We start from the raw sequence: 23,313 nt of genomic DNA, 5'->3' as shown, positions 1-23,313 counted from the left end.
GTCCCTATGTCGCCGCCTCGGGCGGTTTTCGCGGGGAGCTGGCCATCGCCCGTGGGCAGGGCGGGGAGGCCCTCGCCTGGATCGAGGAGAGCCTGGCCCGGCTGCATGCCGCTCGCTACGAGCTGCTGACGACGCCGTTCTCTACCGCCCTGGCCGAAGGCCTGCTTCTCGACGGGCGCGCGAGCGAAGCCCTGGACCTGCTGGACGCGGCCATCGACCAGTGCCGCCGCGATGGCGAGCTGCTGTTCATGCCCGAATTGCTGCGCATCAAGGCGGCGGCCCGTCTCGCCCTGGGCGGCGACGTCGGCGAGCTCGAGGCGCTGCTGCGCGACGCCGTCGACTGGAGCCGGCGACAAGGGGCGCGGGCCTGGGAACTGCGGGCCGTCACCGCTCTGGCGCGACTGCTCTTGGAGGCCGATCGTCGCCTCGAGATCGCCGCCGAGCTGGCGACCCTCTGCGACGCCTTCACCGAAGGATTCGCCACGGCCGACCTGCAAGCGGCGCGCCGCCTGATCGAGACGCTCGCGAGGCCGGACGCCGAGCGTATCCCCGCGCCGGCGATCCTCGACGGCCGCAACATCGGATAGCGCGCCGCGCCAGGCGCCGCAGACTTGGCAGGCGAAAACGGCGCTCAAACTCCTGCGTCGCGTGTCTTTCGCAAGTCCTGCGCAATCATGGTGAAATATCACCGACAGGGTGAATGCGCTGTTCGGCAATAAAATGTAACTCTAGGGATAGCTGCGCTATGATGGCGGGGCTGGCATGTGGTTGTGAACCATGTCCAGCGCCGGGGTTTGGGGGAACTTCAATGGCGAGCGGCAAGGCTCTTTACGCGCATATCGCGACGCTGTTGGTGCGCCTGGAGGCCAGCGCGGGCGATGGTTCGCTGTCGCGTGCCGACCGCGCCTCCCTTCGCATCCAGATCGCCGAGATCGCCGACCTGCTGTCGCCGCGGAATGATTCCACGGCCCTGGCCCTGGTGCTGGCCTTCCGCCAGCTCGCCGCCCGTCTCGACGCCCAGGTGGCCTCGCCCGTCGACGAGGCGCCGTCCGTCGCCGAACCGCTGGTTTCCACGCCCGGCCCCGTGTCGCGACGCGCGCGCAAGGCCGACAAGGTCCGCACTGCCGAGGGCCGCCGCCTGACCCGCGATTTGCGGCGCGTGGCCGCTATGGTCGCCGCCGCGGCCACCCTGTCGACGGCCGTCATGTCGCCTGGCCCGGTCCGCGCGGCGATCCCGACCTACAGCGTCGGCGGTTCGATCACCAATCCCCAGACCGGCGCCACCGAAACCGTGGAGGCGATCGTCAACGGCGGTGTCGTCCGCACCAAGGAAGGCCACCTGATCGTCATCGCCACCACGGTCGGCGACACCTTCCAGGCCGGCGACTTCGGTGTCACCGAGACGGTGAAGGCCGATCCCAGCGATCCGGATCCGGCGCCCGCCGCCAACAAGACCTACAAGGTCAGCGCCGTCATCCCGTCGTCCGGCCCGATCACCAGCGTGAAGGTCAAGGACACCGCCACCAACGTCGAATACACGCTGAACCTGGTCACCTCGGCCTCGGACAAGGCCGCGGACTCCTCGGGCGGCTTGGTGGCCGGTGGCGGACTGAGCTACACCCCGGCCGTCGATGACGTCCGGACGCTGTCCTACGTAAAGGTCGGCGATAGCGGCAAGGGCGGCAGCGCCGGCGGCGGCGTCCGCATCTGCTTCGGCTTCCTGGGCTGCCTGACCGTCGGCAAGAACGCCGGCTCCGGCGGCAACGGCCAGAATGGGCCGGACATCAACGAGACCATCGACGCCAGCAAGGGCCCGATCACCAGCGTCTCCGACGGCCTGCCCGGCATCGTCGCCTCCAGCTACGGCGGCAATGGCGGCAAGGGCGGCGATGGCTGGGGCGTCAACGTCCCCGGCGCTTCGGGCGGTATGGCCGGCAAGGGCGGCACGGTCATCCTCCACACCGACGTCGAGATCTCGACCTCGGGTAAGGAAGCCCAGGGCATCTTCGCCCAAAGCCGGGCCGGAACCGGCGGCGCCGGGGGCAAGGGCTATATCGCCTCGGGCGGCGGGGCTGGCGGCGCGGCGGCCCAGGCCGGCGCGGTCTATGTCTATAACAGTGGCGACATCTACACGAAGGGCGAGAAGTCGGCCGGCATCCAGGCCCAGAGCCTGGGCGGCGGCGCCGGCGGCGGCGGTTCCAGCTACGGCATCGTGGCCGATCCCGGCGCGGGCAGCGTTGGCGGCGACGGCGGCCTGGTCTGGGTCGAGAACAGCGGCTCCATCGGCACCGAAGGCGTCGACGCCTACGGCATCTTCGCCCAGTCGGTCGGCGGTTCGGGTGGGGCGTCCGGTTCGACCGGGTCGCTGGTCAGTCTGGGCACCGCCAACGGCGGCTCGGGCGGCAACGGCGGCGCCGTGACGGTGAAGGCCAAGCAAGGCTCCAGGATCGTCACCCTGGGCAAGGGCGCCAGCGGCATCCTGGCCCAGTCGATCGGCGGCGGCGGCGGCGTCGGCGGCTCGGCCGCCGGGTTGGTGGCTCTCGGCTCCGGCGGCGGTTCGGGCGGCGACGGCGGGGTGGTCTGGGTCGAGAACGCCGGATCGATCGAGACCGGCGCCGACCTGGCGCGCGGGATCTTCGCCCAGTCGGTGGGCGGCGGCGGCGGCACGGGCGGCGACGCCGGGGCCCTGGCGGCGATCGGCGGCAAGGGCGGCGCGGCCAGCGACGGCAAGGCCGTGACGGTGATCAACACCGGCGACATCACCACCCACGGGGCCAAGGCCAGCGGCATCCAGGCCCAGAGCGTGGGCGGCGGCGGCGGCGACGGTGGCTCGTCCGGCGGCGTCTTCCTGACCATCGGCGGCGACGGCAAGACCGGCGGCGATTCCGGCCTGGTCACGGTCACCCACGGCGGCCGCATCGAGACCACTGGCAACGACTCGCACGGCATCTTCGCCCAGTCGGTTGGCGGCGGCGGCGGCAGCGGCGGCTCGGCCACCTCGGTCAGCCTGTTCGCCGGCGTGGCCATCGGCGGCCAGGGCGACAGCGGCGGGACCGGCGGCGACGTCACCGTCAACCTTACCCCGACCACGGTGGTCCAGAACGGCCAGACCGTTACCGTCAATCCGCTGATCAAGACCGGTGGCGACCGCGCGCGCGGGATCTTCGCCCAGTCGGTGGGCGGCGGCGGCGGCGCGGGCGGCTTCGCGGCCCAGACCAGCGTCGGCTATGGCGTCGGCGCCAGCATCGCCCTGGGCGGCGACGGCGCGGCCGGCGGCGCCAGCGGCCTGGTCACCATCGACGGCGACGTCGATATCATCACCAGCGGCGAAAGCGCCGAAGGGATCTTCGCCCAGTCGGTGGGCGGCGGCGGCGGGGCCGGCGGCTTCGCCATGTCCTTCAGCTTCGCGGCCGGCGAGACCGCCGCGGCCGCCTTCGCCATCGGCATCGGCGGCACGGGCGGGGCCGGCGGCGACGGCGGCGTGGTCGACATCGATTCCGGCGGCTCCATCCAGACCGACGGCCGGTTCTCGACCGGCCTCGTGGCCCAGTCGGTGGGCGGCGGCGGCGGCACGGGCGGCTTCGCCCTGACCTTCGCCGGCGCAGCGGCCGGCGCGGCTTCGGCTTCGGCCTCGGTCGGCATCGGCGGCTCGGGCGGCAAGGGCGGCGACGGCCTGCTGGTCGATACCAGCTTCGACGGCTCGATCCTCACCAAGCAGGACGATTCCGGCGGCGCGCTGATCCAGTCGGTGGGCGGCGGCGGCGGCGGCGGCGGTTTCGCCATCGCTGGCGCGCTGGCGGCCTCGGCGGGCGTCGGCGGGGCTTTGAGTGCGGGCGTCGGCGGCAATGGCGGCGACGGCGGCGACGGCGGCCAGGTCACCGGCTACGTCGGCGGTCCGGTGACCACCTATGGTGACCGTTCGACCGCGGTGACGATCCAGTCCCTGGGCGGCGGCGGCGGCTCGGGCGGCTTTTCGGTGGCCGGCTCCCTGGCGATGGGGACCGGCGCCCTGGCCGTCGGCGTCGGCGTCGGCGGTTCCGGCGGCGGCGGCGGCGATGCGAACACGGTCAAGGGCACGGCCGACGGCGCGATCCTGACCGACGGCGTGCAGTCGGGCGGCCTGCTGGTGCAGAGCGTCGGCGGCGGGGGCGGTTCTGGCGGCTTCACCATCGCCGGCGGGATCGGCGCGGGCAGCACCGGCGCGGGCGCGATCAGCGTCGGCGTGGGCGGTTCGGGCGGCGGCGGCGGCGACGCCGGCAACGTCACCGGCAAGGCCGGCTCCAGCGTCGTCACCCTGCAGGACCAGTCGAACGGTGTGACCGTTCAGTCGATCGGCGGCGGTGGCGGCAGCGGCGGCTTCAGCGTCTCGGGCGCGATCGGCCTGGGCGGCACGGGCAGCGGCGCGATCGCCGTCGGCGTGGGCGGTTCGGGCGGCGGCGGCGGCCACGCCAAGGGCGTCACCGCCGAGGCGCAGAGCATCCTCACCGTGGGCGACCAATCGACGGGCTTCCTGGCCCAGTCGGTCGGCGGCGGCGGCGGCAGCGGCGGTTTCAACATTTCCGGCGCCTTGTCGGCGGCCGGCACGGGCTCGGGCGCGATCGCCGTGGGCGTCGGCGGCGCGGGCGGCCTGGGCGGCAACGCCGGCGATCCGCTGCTGGGCGAGACCGTCGACGCGACCGTCAACGGCTCGGTCGACACCTGGGGCGACGGCTCGGCCGGCGTGGTCGCCCAGTCGATCGGCGGCGGCGGCGGCTCCGGCGGCTTCAACGTCTCGGGCGCGGTCGCCCTGGCCAATACCGGCGCGGGCGCGATCAGCGTCGGGGTCGGCGGTTCGGGCGGCGGCGGCGGCAACGCCAGCGAGGTCGACGCCCTGGCGCATGACATCACCACGCGCGGCGACCAGTCGGGCGGCTTCCTGGCCCAGAGCGTGGGCGGTGGCGGCGGTTCGGGCGGCGTCAACATCTCCGGCGCCGTGACCCTGGCCGGCACGGGCGGCGGCGCGGTCAGCGTCGGCGTCGGCGGGGCCGGCGGCACGGGCGGTATCGGCCGACGCGTCGGCGCGACTGTGATCGGCGACGTCGCCACCGACGGCGTCAAGTCCGACGCCGTGGTCGCCCAGTCGATCGGCGGCGGCGGCGGCAGCGGCGGCTTCAACATCTCCGGAACCCTGGCGGCTTCCGGCACGGGCTCCGGCGCGGTCAGCGTCGGGGTCGGCGGGGCGGGCGGCACAGGCGGCGCGTCCGGGGCGGTGAGCCTCGACGTCATCGGCGAGATCATCGCGGCCGGCTATGACAGCGACGCCATCGTCGCCCAGAGCCTGGGCGGCGGCGGCGGCGACGGCGGCTTCAACGTCTCCGGCAGCATCGCCCTGGCCGGCAAGGGCGCGGGCGCGGTCAGCGTCGGCGTGGGCGGCTCGGGCGGCGGCGGCAGCCAGTCCGACAAGGTCACCCTCAACGCCGCCAGCGGCGCGGCCGCGGGAACCAGCGGCAACATCTTCCTGGCGATCACCACCAAGGACAGCTCGCGCGGCGTCGTCGCCCAGAGCATCGGCGGCGGCGGCGGCAACGGGGCCTTCAACGTCAGCGGCGGCATTTCGGCCGCTAGCAACATCTCCGGCGTGGTCAGCGTCGGCGTCGGCGGCTCGGGCGGCGGCGGCGGCGCGGCCGGCAAGGTCGACGCCACCATCACCGGCGGCGTCGCCACCTACGGCGACGAGTCCGAGGCCATCCTGCTGCAAAGCGTCGGTGGCGGCGGCGGCACCGGCGGCTTCAACGTCAGCGGCGGCCTCTCGGGCAGCAGCAGCTCCGGCGTGACCATGGTCGGCGTCGGCGGCGCGGGCGGCGGTGGCGGCGGCGGAGCCGTGGCCGGCGGCGTGACCGCCACCATCGTCAGCGACGTCTCCACCCAGGGCGACAAGTCCGGCGCGATCGTCGTCCAGAGCATCGGCGGCGGCGGCGGTTCGGGCGGCTTCAACATCAGCGGCGGCCTGAGCCTGGGCAAGGGCGGCTCGTCGGGCGCGGTCGCCGTGGGCGTCGGCGGGGCCGGCGGCCTGGGCGGCGCGGCCGGGGTGGTCGAGGCCAGCGTCACCGGCGAGGTCAGCACCGACGGCGACGACGCCATCGGCCTGCTGATCCAGTCGGTCGGCGGCGGCGGCGGCAGCGGCGGCATGAACATTTCGGGCGCGGTCGCGCTGTCGTCCGAAGGCACGCTGGGCGTCAGCGTCGGGCTGGGCGGTTCGGGTGGCGGCGGCGGCACGGCGGAGTCCGTGACCCTGGTGCGCAAAGGCGACACCTATACCAGCGGCGCCAATTCGGACGGCATCGTCGTCCAGTCGATCGGCGGCGGCGGCGGCGTGGGCGGCATCAACGTCTCGGGCACGATCTCGGGCAGCACCGGCGGCAGCGCCCTGGGCGTGGCCGTGGGCATCGGCGGCAAGGGCGGCACTGGCCAGAAGGCCGGCGCGGTCAACGCCACTATCGAAGGCAGCGTCGTGGCGCGCGGCGACGTGGTCACGACCGCTGTCTACGACGAGGGCGGCGTGCAGGTCGGCGTCAAGCGGGAAGGCGGCGCCAGCGGCGTCATCGTCCAGTCGGTCGGCGGCGGCGGCGGCGACGGCGGCATCAACGTCTCGGGCGACATCGCGGTCAGCTCGTCTGCGGGCAAGAGCCGGCAGGCCACCTTCGGCATCGGCGGCTTCGGCGGCGGCGGCGGCGACGCGGGCGACGTCACGGTGTCGATCAGCAACGGCCTCAGCGCCGATCGGGCGCAGATGGTCGCGGCCGGCGACGGCGAGACCGCTGTCCTGATCCAGAGCGTGGGCGGCGGCGGCGGCTCTGGCGGCATCAATATCGCCGGCGGCCTGGCCATGAACGGCTCGGCCACGGTCGGCATCGGCGGCTTCGGCGCCGACGGCGGCATGGGCGGCGTGGTGCTGGCCGATGTCGACGCCGACCTCTACGCCAACGGCGATCGTTCGCGCGGGCTTTCGGTCCAGTCGATCGGCGGCGGCGGCGGGTCTGGCGGCATTAACATCGCGGCCGGTATCAAGGGCGCCTCAACCACCAAGGAGCCGGCCCTGGCCTTCGGCCTGGGCGGCTTCGGCGGCGCGGGCAACATCAGCAATGACGTCACGGTCGTCCAGACCGGCCAGGTGCTGGTCGAGGGCGTCGAGGCCATCGGCGTGCTGGTCCAGTCGATCGCCGGCGGCGGCGGCGACGGCGGGCTGAACGTCGCGGCCGCGGCCAGCAACGGCAGCACAAACGACCGCGGCTACTCGATGGCCATCGGCATCGGCGGCCTGGGCGGGACCGGCGCCGACGCGGGCGACGTCAAGCTGACCAGCAACGGCGAGATCGTCGTCAACGGCCAGGTCGGGACCAACGCCCAGGGCCAGACGATCCTGGAGTCCGTCCAATACACCGGCGGTGCGACCGGCGTGCTGGTCCAGTCGATCGGCGGCGGCGGTGGCTCGGGCGGGATCAACGTCACGGCGGTGGCGGCCAAGGCCGGCAGCCCGCTGGGGGCCGGGGTCGGCGGCACGGGCGGAGCCGGCGGCGATGGCGGCCTGGTCACCGTGGTCCGCGGCGACGCCCTGGATCCGGACGTCTATGCCGGAACCGTCTGGACCTTCGGCGACGACTCCGACGGCCTGGTGGCCCAGTCGATCGGCGGCGGCGGCGGCAACGCCGGCATCAACGCCACCCTGGTCTACGCCAAGTCGGGCGCCAAGGAAGAGGACGCCTCGGTTCCCAGCGTGGCGGCGGTCTTCGCGGTCGGCGGCAACGGCGGCTCGGCGGGCATCGGCGACACGGTCAAGGTCATCAACAACGGCGACATCCGCACCGACGGCGCGGATTCCGACGGCTTGGTGGCCCAGTCGATCGGCGGCGGCGGCGGCAACGCCAATTTCAATGTCGGCCTCGGCAAGGTCGAGAAGACCACGGCCGTGGGCCTGGCGATCGGCGGCGATCCCACCTCGGGCGGGACCGGCGGCAAGGTCGACGTGCGCCAGAACGGCGTGATCGTCACCAAGGGCGAGGATTCCGACGCCATCGTCGCCCAGTCGATCGGCGGCGGCGGCGGCAACACCGCGATGAATTCGGTCTTCGCGCTGGGCGCCAGCAACAAGGTCACCGTGGGCATTGGCCAGGAGGGTGGCTCCGGCGGCGCGGGCGGCGAGGTCATCGTCGACGTCAGCGGCCTGCTGAGCACCACGGGCGACAGCTCCAACGGCGTCTTCGCCCAGTCGATCGGCGGCGGCGGCGGCAAGAGCGGCACGCGGTCGATCGGGGCCCAGACCCGCACCGGCGGCGACAAGGAAGAGCGCACCTACAACGCCAGCCTGTCGGTCGGCCTGAAGGGTGGCTCCGGCGCGACCGGCGGCAAGGTCACGGTCACCAGCGACGCGGCTATCGTCACGACCGGCGATGAGTCGCGCGGGGTCTTCGCCCAGTCGATCGGCGGCGGCGGCGGCGCCGGCGGCATGGTGGCCACCAATATCGACACCACCTCGGCGGCCAAGCTGCTGCTGGGCGGCGACGGCGGCACGGGCGCCAAGGGCGGCGAGGTGACGGTCACCCAGTCGGGCCTGATCGTTACCGGCGGCGACCGCTCCGACGGCATCTTCGCCCAGTCGGTCGGCGGCGGCGGCGGCTCCGGCGGCGCGGCCATCATCAAGTCCAAGACCAAGGTGGCCAAGGAAGACGAGGGCGCGGTGTCCGCGACCCTGGCGATCGGCGTCGGCGGCAGCGGCGGCGACGCCGCCTGGGGCGGCGTCGTGACTGTCGCCAACAGCGGCACGATCGTCACCGCGGGCGACTATTCCAACGGCGTGCTGGCCCAGTCGATCGGCGGCGGCGGCGGGGTCGGCGGCGCCGTGGTCACCTCCAGCAGCGACGCGGGCAGCGACAAGACGGCCGCGGCGATCAATGTGGGCGGCTCGGGCGGCACGGGCGCGCTGGGCGGCGCGGTCACCGTCACCAACGAAGGCTATATCTGGACCCAGGGCGACTACGCCTCGGGCGTCTCGGCCAACAGCATCGGCGGCGGCGGCGGCAACGCTGGCGTCATCACCAACACCCTGACGGTCGACACCAAGGAGAACACGACCTTCCGCGCCACCCTCAACGTCGGCGGCCTCGGCGGGGACGGCGGCAAGGGCGGCGATGTCCTGGTGATCAACCGCCCGGTCTCGGGCGTCGCCAACAGCGGCAGGATCGTCACCGAGGGCGTCGATTCCTACGGCGTCTTCGCCCAGTCGATCGGCGGCGGCGGCGGCAACGGCACGTCGATCCGCTCGATCTCGACGGTCAAGTCTGGCGACGGCAGCACCGTGGCGGCCCTCAACGTCGGCGGCGCGGGCGGCACGGGCAATATCGGCGGCGCGGTCACGGTCGAGAACCACGGCCTGATCGACACCAGCGGCGACGGCGCCCACGGCGTCCTGGCCCAGTCGATCGGCGGCGGCGGCGGCAACGGCGGCGTGGTGCTGGCGGCCCTGGTCTCGATGGCCCAGGACACCACCAAGCCCCTGATCTCGGTCGGCGGGGCGGGCGGCGACGGCGGCGACGGCGGCACGGTGCGGGTCGAGAACATCGGCTCGATCGTCACTCGCGGCGCCAACGCCAACGGCATCCTGGCTCAGTCGATCGGCGGCGGCGGCGGCAATGCGGGCGTCGCCCTGTCGCTGGTCGGCGACAGGAAGAGCCTGCTGGTCACCGGCGCCCTGAACCTTTTGATGGGCGCGGTCGGCGGCGGCACGGGCGGCCAGGGCGGCAAGGTCACCGTCATCCAGTCGGGCGACATCACCGTGCTGGGCGAGGGCTCCCAGGCCGTTGTCGGCCAGAGCATCAACGGCGGCGGCGGCACGCTGAAGCTGGACATGTCGAGCCTGCGCGGCAAGATCGGCATCCCCTATCTCGACAAGACCGGCAAGGTCACGACCGATCCGCGCCTGGCCGCGCGGGCCGGCGCCCAGGGCGTCAAGGACATGAACGCCGCGGCCGTAGAGATCATCACCACCGGCGCCGTGGGCGTGGCCGGCGACAACGGCGTCGGCGCCTTCAACCAGGCGATCGGCGGCGGCGGCGGCGTGATGCGCATCGATCTGGGCTTCGCGGGCGATGAGGCCGCGGCCGAGACCGATGATGCGCCGATGCATGTCGATGTTGCGCTGGGCGGACAGGACGGCGTCGGCAACGCTGGTGGAACGTTGACCAGCACCCTGGTCGGCGACGTCCTGACCAATGGCAACAATACCCCCGGCGTGCTGGACCAGTCGGTCGGCGGCGGCGGCGGTCGAGCCATCATCGACCTGGGCACGCCGGGCGGCGCCAGCGTCGGCGCTGTGGAACTGGCGCTGAGCGGCTCGAGTGGCGTTGACGAGATCGGCGGGGCGGTGAACCGTACCCAGACCGGGTCGATCGCCACCACCGGCCAGATGGCGGCGGGCGCGATCCTGCAAAGTCTGGGCGGAGGCGGCGGCCTCGGCTCGCTGGACCTGACGGGGCAGGGCGCGGCGACCACCAAGCCGGCGATCAGCCTCGGTTCGGTCGGCGGTTCGGGCCTGGACGGCGGGATCGTCAAGGCCGGCTTCATCGGCGAGGTGGCCACCTATGGCGACTACGCCTCGGGCCTGGTCGCGCAGTCGGTCGGCGCGGGCGGCGGGATCACGACCCTGTCGGGCGTGGTCTCCAGCACCCTGGCCCTGGGTGGAACCGGCGGCGCCAAGGGTGCCGGCGGCGACATCCTGCTGAGTCACGACGGCGCGGTCGCGACCACGGGCAAGAGCGCCCACGGCGTGTTCCTGCAATCGATCGGCGGCGGCGGCGGCGCGGTGTTCGGCGCGTCCGGCGCCAGCGGCGTGACCCTGTCCAAGGCCAACACCGGCGACGGCGGCGACATCAGCTTCACCCAGTCCGGCGGTCTGCTGACCAAGGGCGAGGGCGCGAACGGCGTCGTGGCCCAGACCCTGGGCGGCGGCGGCGGCTGGGTCGACGGCGTCTTCGCCGGCTCGGCCGGCGGCGCCGGCAGCGGCGGGGCGATCACCCTCAACCTGTCCGACGCGATCCTGGCGCTCGGCAAGGACGCTTCGGCGATCTTCGCCCAAAGTTTGGGAGATGTGGGCCTGGGCAAGGACGGGGCAGGCGACATCCGCGTGGTGCTCGACGGCGCGGTGCGCGGCGGCTCGGAAACCGGCGTCGGCCTGAAGATCGACGGCGGGGCCAAGAACCTGGTCACCACCTCAGGCCTGATCTCGGCGATCTCGGGCAAGGCCATCGACGCCACTGACGGCGACGAGACCGTGCGCAACAGCGGCGTCGTCATCGGCGACATCGATCTGGGCTTCGGGACCAACAGCTTCGCCAACAACGCCGGCGCGACCTTCGTGGCCTATCACACGATCGACCTGCGCGATGCGACGGGCGTCCACGGCCTGTCGGACGACGAGGTCATGGTCTCGGCCCAGGGCGTCTCGACGGCCGCCGCGGGCTCGGCCGCGACCTTCACCAACAGCGGGGACTTCCAGATGGGGCTCAGCGCCTCGCGCGTGCCGATCGACCTGCTCAAGGGCGAAGCGTTCGGCAATCTGGACGCCGCGAGCGATCCGGCGACCAATCCGCTGTACGGCGCGCGGGTAATCAACACCGTGGCCCTGGACGGTCACTTCGAGCAGACCGCGACCGGCCACCTGGCCTTCGACGTCGCCTACGGTCCCTATGCTTCGGATCGGGTCAACGTCACCGGCGATGCGACCGTGGCCGGCACGGGCGACGTGGTTCTGACCTGGCTGGAGAACAGCAAGCCGGTGACCCTGTTCGCCACCGGCGGCAAGGCCACCGACGCCGGGCTGAAGATCACCGACACCCTGGCGATGGACTACCGGATCGAGACCACCCCGACGGCGGTCCAGCTGGCCTTCACCAGCCACTTCGACCAGGGCTTCCTGAATCGGAACGGCCAGGCGCTGGGCAAGCACATGAACTCGGCCATCTCGCTGGGCGACTCCAGCGGCATCGGCCGCCTGATGGCGCTGATCGGCAACCTGCAGACCGGCCAGGAGGCGGCGTACGCCACGATCTTCCGCAACCTCAGCCCCGAGCCCTACCTGGCGCCGCTGCGCAGCCAGCTGGCCACCTCGAACAGCTTCTCGCAGAAGCTGTTCAGCTGCGCCCAGCCGACCCGCAGTCTGGACGGCAAGTGCTCGTGGGCCTCGATCGAGACGGCCTCGACCAAGGGCAAGGCCGACGCCGAGGTGTTCGGCACGAAGTCAGAGGGCGGTCGTCTCAGCGGCGGTTTCGAGCAGCCCCTGGCGGGCGACTGGTCGCTGGCGGCCGGTGTCGGCTTCGAGCGACTGGACAGCGTGCTGGTCGACGGCATGCGGGCCCGTTCCAGCGGCCAGGGCTTCACCGCCGGCGCTGGCGTCAAGCGGCGCTCCGACACCGGCGCCGAGATGGCCTTCTCGCTGTCGGGCGGCTGGCAGTGGATGGAGACCGCGCGCAGCGTGGACGTCTTCACCTCGGGCCGCGGCGAGGCCGAACCGGAAAGCGGCTATGTCCGCGCCGACGGCCGCTTCGCCTATGTGATCGAGAACGGCCGCCTGTTCGTGCGGCCGGCCGTCAACGTCTGGGCGACGGGCCTGCACCAGCAGCGCTTCTCCGAGACCGGGGTCGAAGGCTTGGGCGTCAACGGCGTCTCGCACACCCAGGTCCTGGCCGGGATCAATCCCGAGGTCACCCTGGGCTTCGTGTTCAAGGAAACCCAGAAGAGCCAGGGCGCGGTGTCGCTGACGCTCGGCGTAGTGGCCAACTCGACCGACCGGCTCGAGATGCCGTTCCGCCTGGCCGGCGCCAATCCGGCTTCGGATCCGGCCAAGATCGGCACGGTGATGGACAAGACGGCCTATCGGGTCGGCGCGGACGTCCACCTGATCGGCGACGACAAGGTGGCCGTGCGGTTCAACTACACCGGCGAGTTCGGCGATCGCACCCAGAGCCAGTCGGCCGGCCTGAACCTTCGGGTCCGCTTCTAGGACGGGTATTCGGCGGGCGTGTTCGTGACGGACACGCCCGCCGCCGCTCAGGCGGGCTCCCAGCCCAGGCCCAGGCTCTTCTGCAGGGCGATGAAGTTGCGGGTCAGGGCGGCGTTGGCGTCGCTGACGGCGATTTGCGCCTGCACCCGCTGGCGCTCGGTGTCGAGGACGTCCAGCGTGCTGGCCGTGCCGCCGGCCTGACGCTGGGCCTGCAAGGCCGCGGCACGATCGGCCGAGGCCTGAACTGTGCGCAGGCTGGCCAGGCTTTCGCGCTGGCGGCCATAGCGCGACAGGGCGGTCTCGGCGTCCTGCAAGGCCGACAGCACCGTCTTGCGGTACTGGGCCAGCGCCTCGTCGCGGGCGCCCTCCGCCTCGCCGATCTTGGCCTTGGCGCGACCGAAGTCGAATGGCGTCCATTGCAGCATCGGCATCAGGATCTGGCTCGGCGTGGCGTCGAACAGGTTCGCCGCGTCGGTCGCCGAATAGCCCAGCAGGCCGATCAGCGACACCTTCGGGAACTGGTCGGCCGTGCGCTGGCCGATGACGGCGTTGGACTGGGCCAGGGCTCGCTCGGCCTGGCGCACGTCGGGACGGCGGCGCAGCATCCCGGCCGGATCGCCGACCGTCACCACGGCGGGCGGGGCGGGGATCGGGGCCGGGGCGGCCAGGTCGGCGTCCAGAGCGCCCGGCTCGCGGCCGGTCAGCACGGCCAGACGGTCCATCTGCTCGTCGATCTGGGCGGACAGGGGCACGAGGTCGGCGCGGGTCGACTGCAACTGGTTGTTCAGCCGCTCGACATCGAGCTGCGAGGCCGTGCCGCCGGCCTGACGCTGCTTGGCCAGCTCGACTTGGCGGGCCTGGATCTCGGCCGTCTTGCGCGACAGGACTTGGCGCTGCTGGAGCTGGCGCAGCTGGACATAGGCCTGGGCGACCTCGGCCTCCAGGCTGACCAGGGCGCCGTCCATAGCGGCCTGCTGGGCCTGGACCTTGGCGCCGGCGGCCTCGGTCGCGCGGGCCTTGCCGCCGAACAGGTCGAGCTCCCAGGTGGCGTCGAAGCTGGCGGTGTAGAGCTCCAGCGCCCCGCCGCCGTCCTCGCCCAGCACCTCGCCCAGCCCGCCGATGCGCACATAGCCGGCGCTGGTTCCGGTGTTGGGCAGGCGGTCGGCGCGGGCCTTCTTCAGGCCCGAGCGGGCCTGGATGACGCGGGCCCGGGCGATCTCGACGTCGGGGCTGGAGGCGAGAGCCGCCTCGACCAGCCGGTCGAGCAGGGGATCGCCCAGGGCGCGCCACCACTGTCCGGCTGGCGCCTCGGCCGACAGGGTCTCGGCGCGGTGGAAGGCCGGCTGCTGCGCCGCGAGCGGGGCGGCGGGCTTTTCATAGTCGGGACCGACGACGCAGCCGGCCACGATCGGCGCGGCGGCGAGCAGCGCCAGGAAGGAAAGGGAGCGGGTCAATGGGCCATCTCCGAGCTGGCCGCGCCGCCCTTGGGCGGTGGCCGGAGGATGAAAACGAGGGGAGACAGGGCCAGCAGCGCCACGCCCAGCACGAGGAAGCACTCGGAATAGGTCATGATCATCGCCTGCTGGTGGATGGTGCGCGTCAGCGACATCAGGGCCTGGGTCTGGCCGGCGGCGAGATCTCCGCCCTGCGCGAACTGGGCCGCCTGGGCGGCGATGCGCGACTGGGCCAGGTCCGAGTTCTGGGTGACGCTCTGGCTGATGACGCCGAAATGGGTCGCCGCCCGCCGATCGATAAAGACGCCCAGCAAGGCCAGCCCCAGCGAGCCGCCCAGATTGCGCGCCATGTTGAACAGGCCCGCTGCGTCGGCGGTGTCCTCGCGCGACACCGACCCGACCGAAGCCTGGTTCAGCGGCATCATCGCCAGGATCTGCCCGAGGCCCCGCAACAGCTGCGACAGCACGAACTGGTCGCCGGAGGTGTTGGCCGTCAGGCTGATGTCGACGAAGCAGCTGGCCGCAAAGCAGAACAGCCCCAGCAGCACCATCGGTTTCAGCGGCGCCTTGCCCAGGATCAACGGCAGCAGCGGCATCATCAGGATCGCCGGCACGCCGGAGACGGCCAGGATGCGTCCCGACTGGCTGGCGTTGTAGCCGGCGATCTGGGCCAGGAACTGCGGCAACACGTAGAGGATGCCGTACAGCACCATGCCGGTGACCACGACCAGCAGGATGACGCTGGCGTAGGACTTGTTGAGCATCAGCCGCAGCTTGATGAACGGCTGCTTGGCCGTGGCCTGGGCCACGCCCAGCATGATGAAGCCGGCGATCGAGACGATGGTCATGACCACGATGCTCGACGACTCGAACCAGTGGTCGCGCTGGCCTTCCTCGAGCACCACGGTCAGGCACGACAGGCCCAGGGTCATGCCGGCTATGCCCAGCCAGTCGGCGCGGATCAGCTGGTCCAGCCGGCTCTTCTGATGGGGCAGGCCGAAAAGCAGCAGGGTGAAGAGAGCCGCGGCCACCGGCACGTTGATGAAGAAGCACCAGCGCCAGCTCATCGTGTCGGTCATCCAGCCGCCGATCAGCGGGCCCAGCAACGGGCCCAGCAGCACGATCAGGCCGAAGATGGTCATGCCGATCGGCATCTGGTGCTGGGGCAGGCGGGTGCGGACGATGGTCTGGGCGGTCGGGATCAGCGCCCCGCCGAAGAAGCCCTGGCCCACCCGGCCGATGATCAGGGTCGGCAGGTCGTGGGCGCCGCCGCAGACCATCGAGAACAGGGTGAAGAGGCCGCCGCACAGCAGCAGCAGGGTGCGCAGGCCGAAGACCCGGCTCAGCCACGCCGACAGCGGGATCATCACGACCTCGCTGACCAGGTAGCCGGTGCCGATCCAGGTGCCCTCGGTGCCGCTGGCGCCGATCTCGCCCTGGATCTGGGGCAGGGCGGAATTGACGATCGAGATGTCGAGCGAGGCGATCAGGGCGCCCAGGGCGCCGGCGATCACCGCGATCCAGTCGGTCAGGCTGGCGTTCGGGGCGCGCTGGGCCGCGCCGGACGCCGCGTTGGTGGCGGCGGCGCCGCTCACCGGCCCGGCGCCTTGCTGGTGTCGATGCTGATGCTGGCCGACAGGCCCGGCAGCAGTCGCTCGCGCAGGTCGGCCGGCGCCAGAACGCGGAAGCGCACCGGCACGCGCTGGACGATCTTGGTGAAGTTGCCGGTGGCGTTCTCGGCCGGCAGCAGGGCGAACTGGGCGCCGGTGCCGGGGGCGAAGCTGTCGATCACCGCGTCGATCTCGCGGCTGCTGAAGGCGTCGAGCTTGACCTTGGCGTGCTGGCCCACGCGCATGCGGCCGATCTGGGTCTCCTTGAAGTTGGCGACCAGATAGGTCTGGCTGACCGGCACGATCGACATCAGCCGTCCGCCCGGCTGCACGAACTGGCCCAGCCGCACCGAACGGTCGCCGACCCGCCCGGCGATCGCCGCGCGCAGCACGGTGTCGTCGACATTGATCTGGGCCGAGCGGGCCTGGGCCTGGGCGCTCTTCAACTGGGCGCGGGCCTGGTCGGCCTGGGCTGACAGGGTGGCGGTCTGGCGGCGGGCCTGCTCCTGCGAGGCCAGGGCGGCGCTCAGCTTGGCGCGGGCCTGGTCGCGATCGTTGAGCGCTTGGGCGTAGCGCTGGGCGGTCTCGGCGCCTTGCTCCGACAGCAGCCTGTAGCGCTCGGCCTCGCGGCCGGCGAAGGCGGCGGCGTCCTGGGCGCCCTTCAGCTGGGCTTCGGCCTGGGTCACCGCGGGCTGCTGCTGTTCGATCTGGCGCCGGGCGGTCTCGAGGTCGGCCTGCCGGGCCTCGATCGTCGCCGCCTGGGCCGCCAGGCTGGCCTCGTAGTTGACCGCGTCGATCTTCAGCAGCGGTTGGCCGGCGACGACCGCCTGGTTGTCGGCGACATAGACCGCCTTCACATAGCCGGAGACCTTGGGCGACACCGTCACCTGGTCGGCGCGCAGATAGGCGTCGTTGGTTTCCTCTACGAAGCGGCCATGCAGCCACCATTGAACGCCGAACACCGCGCCGATCACCGCCGCCACCGAGACGACGCCAAGGAGGCCCCGCTTGATGCGCCGCGTCTTCGCGGCGTCCTGGGCCGCGTTGTTCTGTGATGTCTGGTCTTCGGCCGCCATCTACTCAATCCCCGAAGCCGGCGAGGAGGGGCCGGCGGCGAGATATCTGCCAAATGGAAGAAGTTTGTCAATTGGAAGAAATTGACGCTAGAAGAGGTCCCATGACCGACGCCCAAACGCCTCCCCCCCGTCGTCGCCGTCCCGCCGGCGGCTACGCCAAGGCTGACGAGACGCGCGAAAAGATGATCCTGGCGGCGCTGCGGGTGTTCGCCGACGACGGCTTCGAAAAGGCCTCGACCCGGCGGATCGCCGCCGAGGCCGGGGTGACGCCGCCCGTGCTGCAGTACCACTTCGACAGCAAGGAAGGCCTGCACCGGGCCTGCGGCGACTATCTGGTCGCCCAGGTCATGGGTCGGTTGGCGCCGGTTCTGGAACGGACCCGCCAAGCCCGGGACGCCGAGACCGCCGTAGAGGTGCTCTGTGAGCTGATGACCACGCTCAGCAGCGCCGGCATGGGCCGCGTCAACATGGCCGAGTGGAAGCTGTTCATGGCTCGCGCCGACGCCGACACCGACGGTCCGGCCCGCGCCATCGTCGAGGCCGGCGTCGCTCAGCCGATCATGCGCGCGGCGCTGCTGCTGGTCGCCCGCGCCCTGGATCTTCCGCCCGAGAGCGAGGAGGCCCGGCTGCGGGCCATGCTGCTGATGGGCCAGGTTTCGGTCGTCACCGCCCGCCGCCAGCGCACGCTGGACGTCATGGGCTGGAGCGAGTTCGACGAGGCCGCTCAGGCGACGGTCAACAGGATCCTTGTCGACAACGTCCGCCGGCTGACGGCCCGGGACTGACCGGCCAGGGAGCCGTCAGGTCGAGAGCTGCTGTTCCAGGTCGGCCAGGGTGCCCTGGATATGCTCGACCAGCAGGGCCTCGACCGTGGCGGCGTCGCCGGCCTTCCAGGCGTCGAGGATCTCGCGGTGCTCGCGGCTGGCGCGTTCGTTGCGGCCGAAGGGCTCCAGATGGATGCGCACATAGCGCTCCGACAGGATCTGCAGCCGCTCGACCAGCTGGCCGGTGACGTGGCCGCCGGGGCGAACCAGAGCCATGTGGAAGGCGCGGTTGCGAGTGATGTGGTCGCCCTCGGGCTTGCCCATCTCCTCCTCCAGCGCCGACAGGGCGGTTTCGGCCAGGGCGTGATCTTCCGGGCTGGCCTTCACGGCCGCATCGGCCGCGGCGGCGGGCTCCAGCTTCAGGCGCAGGGCGAAGACCTCGGCGGCCTCGTCGGTGGAAGCCGGCCGCACCACATAGCCGCGGTTGGGATAGGACTGCAGCAGACCGTCCTGTTCGAGGCGGCTGAGCGCCTCGCGCAGCGGGATCTTGGAGACCCCCAGTTCGCCGGCGATGCTGTCCTGCCGCACCGCCGTCCCGGGCGACATGGCGCCGGTGAGGATCCGCCGACGCACGATCTCGTAGGTCTGGTCGGAGAGAGTTCGGACGACGATGCTCATGAAACTTGGACTTGAATCCCCCGCGGACATCGTGCCCGCTAGTTGCGTATACCATATTCTCGCGGGGATTTAAGAAGAGTTGGCGGCGTCAGACCACCTGAAAGCCCGCCCAGAACGGATCGGCGCGATCGATCCAGATCGTGTTGAAGCCCGTGGAGATCGCCGAGCCCTGGACCGAGGGGATGATCGCCTTGCGATCGCCCAGCGTGGTCTCGGCCTCGACCCGTCCGGTGAAGCGGCTCTTGATGTAGCTCTCGTGCACGAAGGCGTCGCCGACCTTCAACCGGCCCTTGGCGTGCAGGTGGGCCAGCCGCGCCGAGGTGCCGGTGCCGCACGGGCTGCGGTCGATGGCGCGGTCGCCGTAGAACACCGCGTTGCGGCCGTCGGCGCCGTCGCTGGCGGGAACGTCGGCCCATAGCACATGGCTGACGCCGCGAATGGTGGAATCCAGCGGATGCACCGGCTCGACCTTCTCGCGCACCAGCGTGCGGATGATCGGGCTGAGGCGCAGGATCTCGGCCGCGCCGAGGGCGTCGACGCCCTTATAGGCGCCTTGCGGCTCGACGATGGCGTAGAAGTTGCCGCCGTAGGAGACGTCGACGGTCAGCGGGCCGAAGTCCGGGACCTCGATCTCGACGCCGGTCTCGGCCAGGTAGCTGGCGACGTTGCGGATCTTCACCGAGGTGACTTTCGACCCTTGCGTCTCGTAGGCGATGTCGATGACGCCGGCCGGCACTTCCAGCCGCAGCTTGCCCGGCTCGCGCGGGGTGATCAGGCCGTTCTCCAGCGCGAAGGTGACCATGCCGATCGTGCCGTGGCCGCACATCGGCAGGCAGCCGCTGGTCTCGATGAACAGGATGCCCGCGTCGCAGTCGGGCAGGGTGGGCGGATAGAGGAAGCCGCCCGACATCATGTCGTGGCCGCGCGGCTCGAACATTAGGCCGGTGCGGATCCAGTCGAAGCGGGCGAGGAAGTCCTGGCGTCGTTCGCTCATGCTGGCACCGCTCAGCAGCGGCGCGCCGCCGGCGACTAGCCGCACGGGATTTCCGGCGGTGTGGCCGTCGATGCAGAAGAACGTGTGACGCATGACTTCCTCAAGACTCGAGAAGCGCCGATCCAATCGGTTTGGAGCGGGGTTGTCATCCCGGCGCGCCGAGGCGGCCGGGATGACGGGCAGTCTGAATCAGGCCGCTTCGGCCTTGGTCAGCACCGGCCGGGTGGCGGCGGCTTCCTCGACCATGGCGACCACCTGGGCGCGGCGGGCGCCGGCCAGGGGCAGGCGGGGCATGCGCACGCGCTCGGAACCGCGGCCCATGATCTCCTCGGCCAGCTTGATCGACTGGACGAGGTCGTGCTCGGCGTCGAGGTGCAGCAGCGGCATGAACCACTGGTAGATGCGGCGCGCCGTCTCCAGGTCGCCGGCGTCGACAGCCGCGACCAGGGCCACCGATTCCTGCGGGAAGGCGCTGGTCAGGCCCGAAACCCAACCCCTGGCGCCCAACAGCAGGCCTTCCAGGGCCACGTCGTCGAGACCGGCCATCAGGATGAAACGGTCGCCGAAAGCGCGGGCCAGATCGGTGAAGCGACGGGTGTCGGGCGCGCTTTCCTTGACGGCCACGATGGTCGGCTCGTCGGCCAGGCGTTCCAGAACGCCCAGGCTGATGGCGGCGCGATAGGCCGGCGGGTTGTTGTAGAGCATGATCGGCAGGCCGGAGGCCTGGGCGACGGTGCGGAAGTGGGCTTCCAGCTCGGCTTCGGTCGGCACGTAGACCATGGCCGGCAGGGCCATCAGGGCGTTGGCGCCGATGGCTTCGGCGTCCTTGGCGAAGGCGGCGGCGCGGGGCGTGGTCAGCTCCGAGCAGCCGACGATGATCGGCACGCGGCCGGCCACGACCTCGACGGCGGCCTTGAGCAGGCTGCGCTTGTCGTCGGCCTCCAACGAGTTGTTCTCGCCGCAGGTGCCCAGCACCACGAGGCCGTGAACCCCGTCGCGGACAAGGTTATCCAGAACCTTCTGGCTGGCGTCGTAATCGATCGAGAGATCGGGGTTGAATTGAGTGGTAGCGGCGGGAAACACGCCCGACCAACGCATGGAACTCATAGTGCTTGCGCCTCCTGCTGATTTGTCTACCGTATACGATATTAAGTGCGAGGGTAAAGCCCGACGATGAAAGCGGCTGGAACGGCGGTGATTGGTGGCGGGATCGTAGGCACGGTCTGTGCGCTTGCGCTGCGACGCGCGGGTGAGGACGTGCTGCTGATCGATCCGCGTCGTGACCCGCCGCCGGCCTCCTATGGCAACGCCGGTCACATCGCCGTCGAGCAGGTCGAGCCCCTGGCCTCGCCGGCTGCTCTGGCCTCGGCGCCGCGACGCCTGTTCGCCCTGGGCGGCGCGCTGGATTTCCGACTCGCCGACGCCGCGACCTGGATGCCCTGGGCGGCCCGTTACATTCGCGCCTGCACGCCCGAGAGCGCGGCGCGCGGCCGGGTCGCGCTGGGCGGCCTGCTGTCCGACGCCCTTCCGGCCTGGAAGCGGCTGGCGGCCTCTGTCGCGCGGCCGGACCTGATCATCGAGCAAGGCCATGTCGTGGTCTGGGAAAGCCAGGACAGCGCCCGCAAGGGCATGGCCGCCTGGAGCGCGGCCGACATCGGCCAGGCCAGGCTGTCGTCGCTGGACGAGCCGACCCTGCGCCGCATCGCCCGACGGGTCTCGACGCCCGTGGCGGATGGCGCGCGGTTCGAGGGCTCGGCCCAGGTCAGCGATCCTGGCCAGGCGCTTAAGCTGCTCGGCGAAGCCTTCGAAGCGGCCGGCGGCCGGCGGCTGACGGCCAGCGTCTCGCGCCTGGCGCCGCGCGGCGCGGGCGCCGATATCGTGCTGGAGGGCGGCGAGCGCGTGCTGGCCGGCCGGATCCTGGTCACCGGCGGCGTCGGTTCGGGCGCGCTGATGCGCGGCCTTGGCCACGTCGCCCCGATCATCGCTGAGCGCGGCTATCACCTGGAAGGCCTGGCGGGGGATTGGGACAACCTGCCGCCGGTGGTGTTCGAGGACCGCTCGCTGATCCTGACCCGGTTCGGCGATCGCCTGCGGGCCGCCAGCTTCGTGGAGTTCTGCCGCGAGGGCTCGTCGCCCGATTCGATGAAGTGGGACCGCCTGCGCGGCCATCTGTCGGCGCTGGGCATAGTGCTCGGCGGTCAAGTGGCGCAATGGTCCGGCGCGCGCCCGACCCTGCCGGACTACCTGCCGGCCATCGGCGCCAGCACGCGGGCCGACAACCTCTACTACGCCTTCGGGCACCAGCATCTGGGCCTAACCCTAGCAGCGACCACCGGCGAGATCGTCGCCCGACTAATGGCCGGCGAGGCGCCCGACCTTTCCGCTTTCGACATAGACCGCTTCGCCTCCGGGCGGGGCAAGACGAGGACTGCCGCATGACCCTGGGCGTTGGCGGATCAACCATGGCCGCCGAACTGGCGAGCCTTTCCCCGCGCGCCGGCCGCCCGCCGGCGATCACCGCCGCCGAGTACGAGGCGCGGCTGGAGAAGGCGAGGGGGCTGACCCGCGCCCTGGGCGCCGACGCCCTGCTGATCGGGGCCGGGGCGTCGCTGCGCTATTTCACCGGTGTGCCGTGGGGAGCGACCGAGCGGCTGGTCGCCCTGCTGCTGCCCGTGACCGGCGCGCCGCTGATGATCTGCCCGGCCTTCGAGCTGGGCTCACTGCAGGCCGACCTGAAGATCGAGGTCGAAATCCGCCTCTGGCAGGAGCACGAAAGCCCCGCCGGCCTGGTCGGCCGGACCCTGGCCGAGCTGGGCGCGGATACGCTGGCCCTCGATCCGGCCGCGCCGTTCCTGCTCTATTCATCGCTGAAGGCTGCCGCGCCGTCGCTGTCGGTCAAGGACGCGACCCCGATCATCGACGGCTGCCGGGGCGTGAAGTCGCCGGCCGAACTGGCCCTCATGCGCTACGCCAAGGCCATTACCCTCGACGTCCATCGCCGCGCCGGCGCGGTGCTGGCGCCCGGCGTGCGGGCCAGCGAGATCAAGCGCTTCATCGACGAGGCCCACAGGGCGGCGGGCACGACCGGCTCGACCTTCTGCGCCGTGCAGTTCGGCGAGGCCACGGCCTATCCGCACGGCCTGCCCGGTGACCAGGAACTGGCGCAGGGCGACCTCGTGCTGATCGACACCGGCTGCCAGGTCGAGGGCTACCAGGCCGATATCACCCGCACCTATGTGTTCGGCCAGCCGGGCGACGAGCATCGCCGGATCTGGAACATCGAGCACGCGGCCCAGGCCGCCGCCTTCGCCGCCGTGAAGCCGGGCCTGCCGTGCGAGATCATCGACCAGACGGCCCGCGCCGTGCTGGAGCGCTATGGCCTGGGCCCCGACTACGCCCTGCCGGGCCTGCCGCACCGCACTGGCCACGGCATCGGCCTGTCGATCCACGAGGGTCCCTATCTGGTGCGCGGCGATTCCACGCCGCTGGCGCCGGGCATGTGCTTCTCGAACGAGCCGATGATCGTGATTCCCGGCCGGTTCGGGATCCGGCTGGAAGATCATTTTCACGTCACCGAGGACGGCGCGGCGTGGTTCACGCCGCCTTCGCCGTCAATCGACGACCCGTTCGGCCTGGGACGCTGATCGTGGGACGCATCGAGTTCTGATTTGGCCAATGTCTCCGCGGCGCCGGGAGGAGTGCGGCGC

The 23,313-nt window shown here is 71.7% G+C and carries 10 protein-coding genes and 1 pseudogene; 5 read left to right on the top strand and 6 right to left on the bottom strand.

The genetic code is table 11. From position 1 onward, the window contains the following. Both I4Q42_RS08960 and I4Q42_RS08955 read left to right on the top strand, forming a co-directional pair. Nucleotides 1–587: pseudogene (locus tag I4Q42_RS08960) on the top strand (hypothetical protein); the annotation flags it as partial. Nucleotides 588–808: 221 nt separating this feature from the next. Then, a complete protein-coding gene (locus I4Q42_RS08955; RefSeq protein ID WP_198575722.1) occupies nt 809–13,030 on the top strand; it encodes an autotransporter outer membrane beta-barrel domain-containing protein in 12,222 nt (4,073 codons plus the stop codon). A 47-nt stretch (nt 13,031–13,077) separates the two neighbouring features. Here I4Q42_RS08955 and I4Q42_RS08950 read toward each other — a convergent pair whose 3' ends face one another. Genes I4Q42_RS08950 through I4Q42_RS08940 form a run of 3 tightly spaced genes read right to left on the bottom strand, consistent with a single transcriptional unit; the run spans nt 13,078 to nt 17,170 of the window. Beyond that, nucleotides 13,078–14,484 (bottom strand): efflux transporter outer membrane subunit, encoded by a 1,407-nt coding sequence (locus I4Q42_RS08950; protein WP_198575721.1) that lies wholly within the window; start codon nt 14,482–14,484, stop codon nt 13,078–13,080. Continuing rightward, nucleotides 14,481–16,079: a DHA2 family efflux MFS transporter permease subunit gene (locus I4Q42_RS08945; RefSeq protein ID WP_198575720.1), complete on the bottom strand. Its 1,599-nt coding sequence runs from the start codon at nt 16,077–16,079 to the stop codon at nt 14,481–14,483. Before I4Q42_RS08945 ends, I4Q42_RS08950 begins: the two co-directional genes overlap by 4 nt. Then, nucleotides 16,076–17,170 carry an HlyD family secretion protein gene (locus I4Q42_RS08940; protein ID WP_198575719.1) on the bottom strand — a complete coding sequence of 365 codons (1,095 nt, stop codon included), beginning with the start codon at nt 17,168–17,170 and terminating at the stop codon, nt 16,076–16,078. Before I4Q42_RS08940 ends, I4Q42_RS08945 begins: the two co-directional genes overlap by 4 nt. Before the next feature lie 101 nt (nt 17,171–17,271). Between I4Q42_RS08940 and I4Q42_RS08935 the strand changes: the two genes are divergently transcribed. Next, complete coding sequence (locus I4Q42_RS08935; RefSeq protein WP_198575718.1) at nt 17,272–17,955, top strand: TetR/AcrR family transcriptional regulator; 684 nt, start codon at nt 17,272–17,274, stop codon at nt 17,953–17,955. Between the two features lie 15 nt (nt 17,956–17,970). Here the strand turns inward: I4Q42_RS08935 and I4Q42_RS08930 are convergent, their stop codons facing one another. The 3 genes from I4Q42_RS08930 to I4Q42_RS08920 form a co-directional block, all read right to left on the bottom strand. Then, nucleotides 17,971–18,612, bottom strand: coding sequence for a GntR family transcriptional regulator (locus tag I4Q42_RS08930; protein WP_198575717.1), 642 nt, complete (start codon nt 18,610–18,612; stop codon nt 17,971–17,973). 88 nt (nt 18,613–18,700) lie between these two features. Next, a complete protein-coding gene (locus tag I4Q42_RS08925) occupies nt 18,701–19,699 on the bottom strand; it encodes a 4-hydroxyproline epimerase (protein ID WP_198575716.1) in 999 nt (332 codons plus the stop codon). Between the two features lie 96 nt (nt 19,700–19,795). Continuing rightward, a complete protein-coding gene (locus I4Q42_RS08920) occupies nt 19,796–20,713 on the bottom strand; it encodes a dihydrodipicolinate synthase family protein (protein WP_198575715.1) in 918 nt (305 codons plus the stop codon). 66 nt (nt 20,714–20,779) lie between these two features. Between I4Q42_RS08920 and I4Q42_RS08915 the strand changes: the two genes are divergently transcribed. Beyond that, nucleotides 20,780–22,045 carry an NAD(P)/FAD-dependent oxidoreductase gene (locus tag I4Q42_RS08915; protein WP_198575714.1) on the top strand — a complete coding sequence of 422 codons (1,266 nt, stop codon included), beginning with the start codon at nt 20,780–20,782 and terminating at the stop codon, nt 22,043–22,045. Then, nucleotides 22,042–23,250 (top strand): M24 family metallopeptidase, encoded by a 1,209-nt coding sequence (locus tag I4Q42_RS08910; RefSeq protein WP_198575713.1) that lies wholly within the window; start codon nt 22,042–22,044, stop codon nt 23,248–23,250. The genes I4Q42_RS08915 and I4Q42_RS08910 overlap by 4 nt, the downstream gene beginning before the upstream one ends. Nucleotides 23,251–23,313: the final 63 nt, after the last annotated feature.

Origin of the sequence: Caulobacter hibisci (assembly GCF_016135805.1) — a bacterium.
Taxonomy (GTDB): domain Bacteria; phylum Pseudomonadota; class Alphaproteobacteria; order Caulobacterales; family Caulobacteraceae; genus Caulobacter; species Caulobacter hibisci.
The sequence above is the reverse complement of the archived record's forward strand: the minus strand, read 5'-3'. Positions and strand labels throughout refer to the sequence as shown.

Coding starts and splice junctions, on each gene's coding strand:
- I4Q42_RS08955 (WP_198575722.1), top strand. CDS start 809: ATGGCGAGCGGCAAGGCTCTTTACGCGCATATCGCGACGCTGTTGGTG.
- I4Q42_RS08940 (WP_198575719.1), bottom strand. CDS start 17,170: ATGGCGGCCGAAGACCAGACATCACAGAACAACGCGGCCCAGGACGCC.
- I4Q42_RS08935 (WP_198575718.1), top strand. CDS start 17,272: ATGACCGACGCCCAAACGCCTCCCCCCCGTCGTCGCCGTCCCGCCGGC.
- I4Q42_RS08930 (WP_198575717.1), bottom strand. CDS start 18,612: ATGAGCATCGTCGTCCGAACTCTCTCCGACCAGACCTACGAGATCGTG.
- I4Q42_RS08925 (WP_198575716.1), bottom strand. CDS start 19,699: ATGCGTCACACGTTCTTCTGCATCGACGGCCACACCGCCGGAAATCCC.
- I4Q42_RS08920 (WP_198575715.1), bottom strand. CDS start 20,713: ATGAGTTCCATGCGTTGGTCGGGCGTGTTTCCCGCCGCTACCACTCAA.
- I4Q42_RS08915 (WP_198575714.1), top strand. CDS start 20,780: ATGAAAGCGGCTGGAACGGCGGTGATTGGTGGCGGGATCGTAGGCACG.
- I4Q42_RS08910 (WP_198575713.1), top strand. CDS start 22,042: ATGACCCTGGGCGTTGGCGGATCAACCATGGCCGCCGAACTGGCGAGC.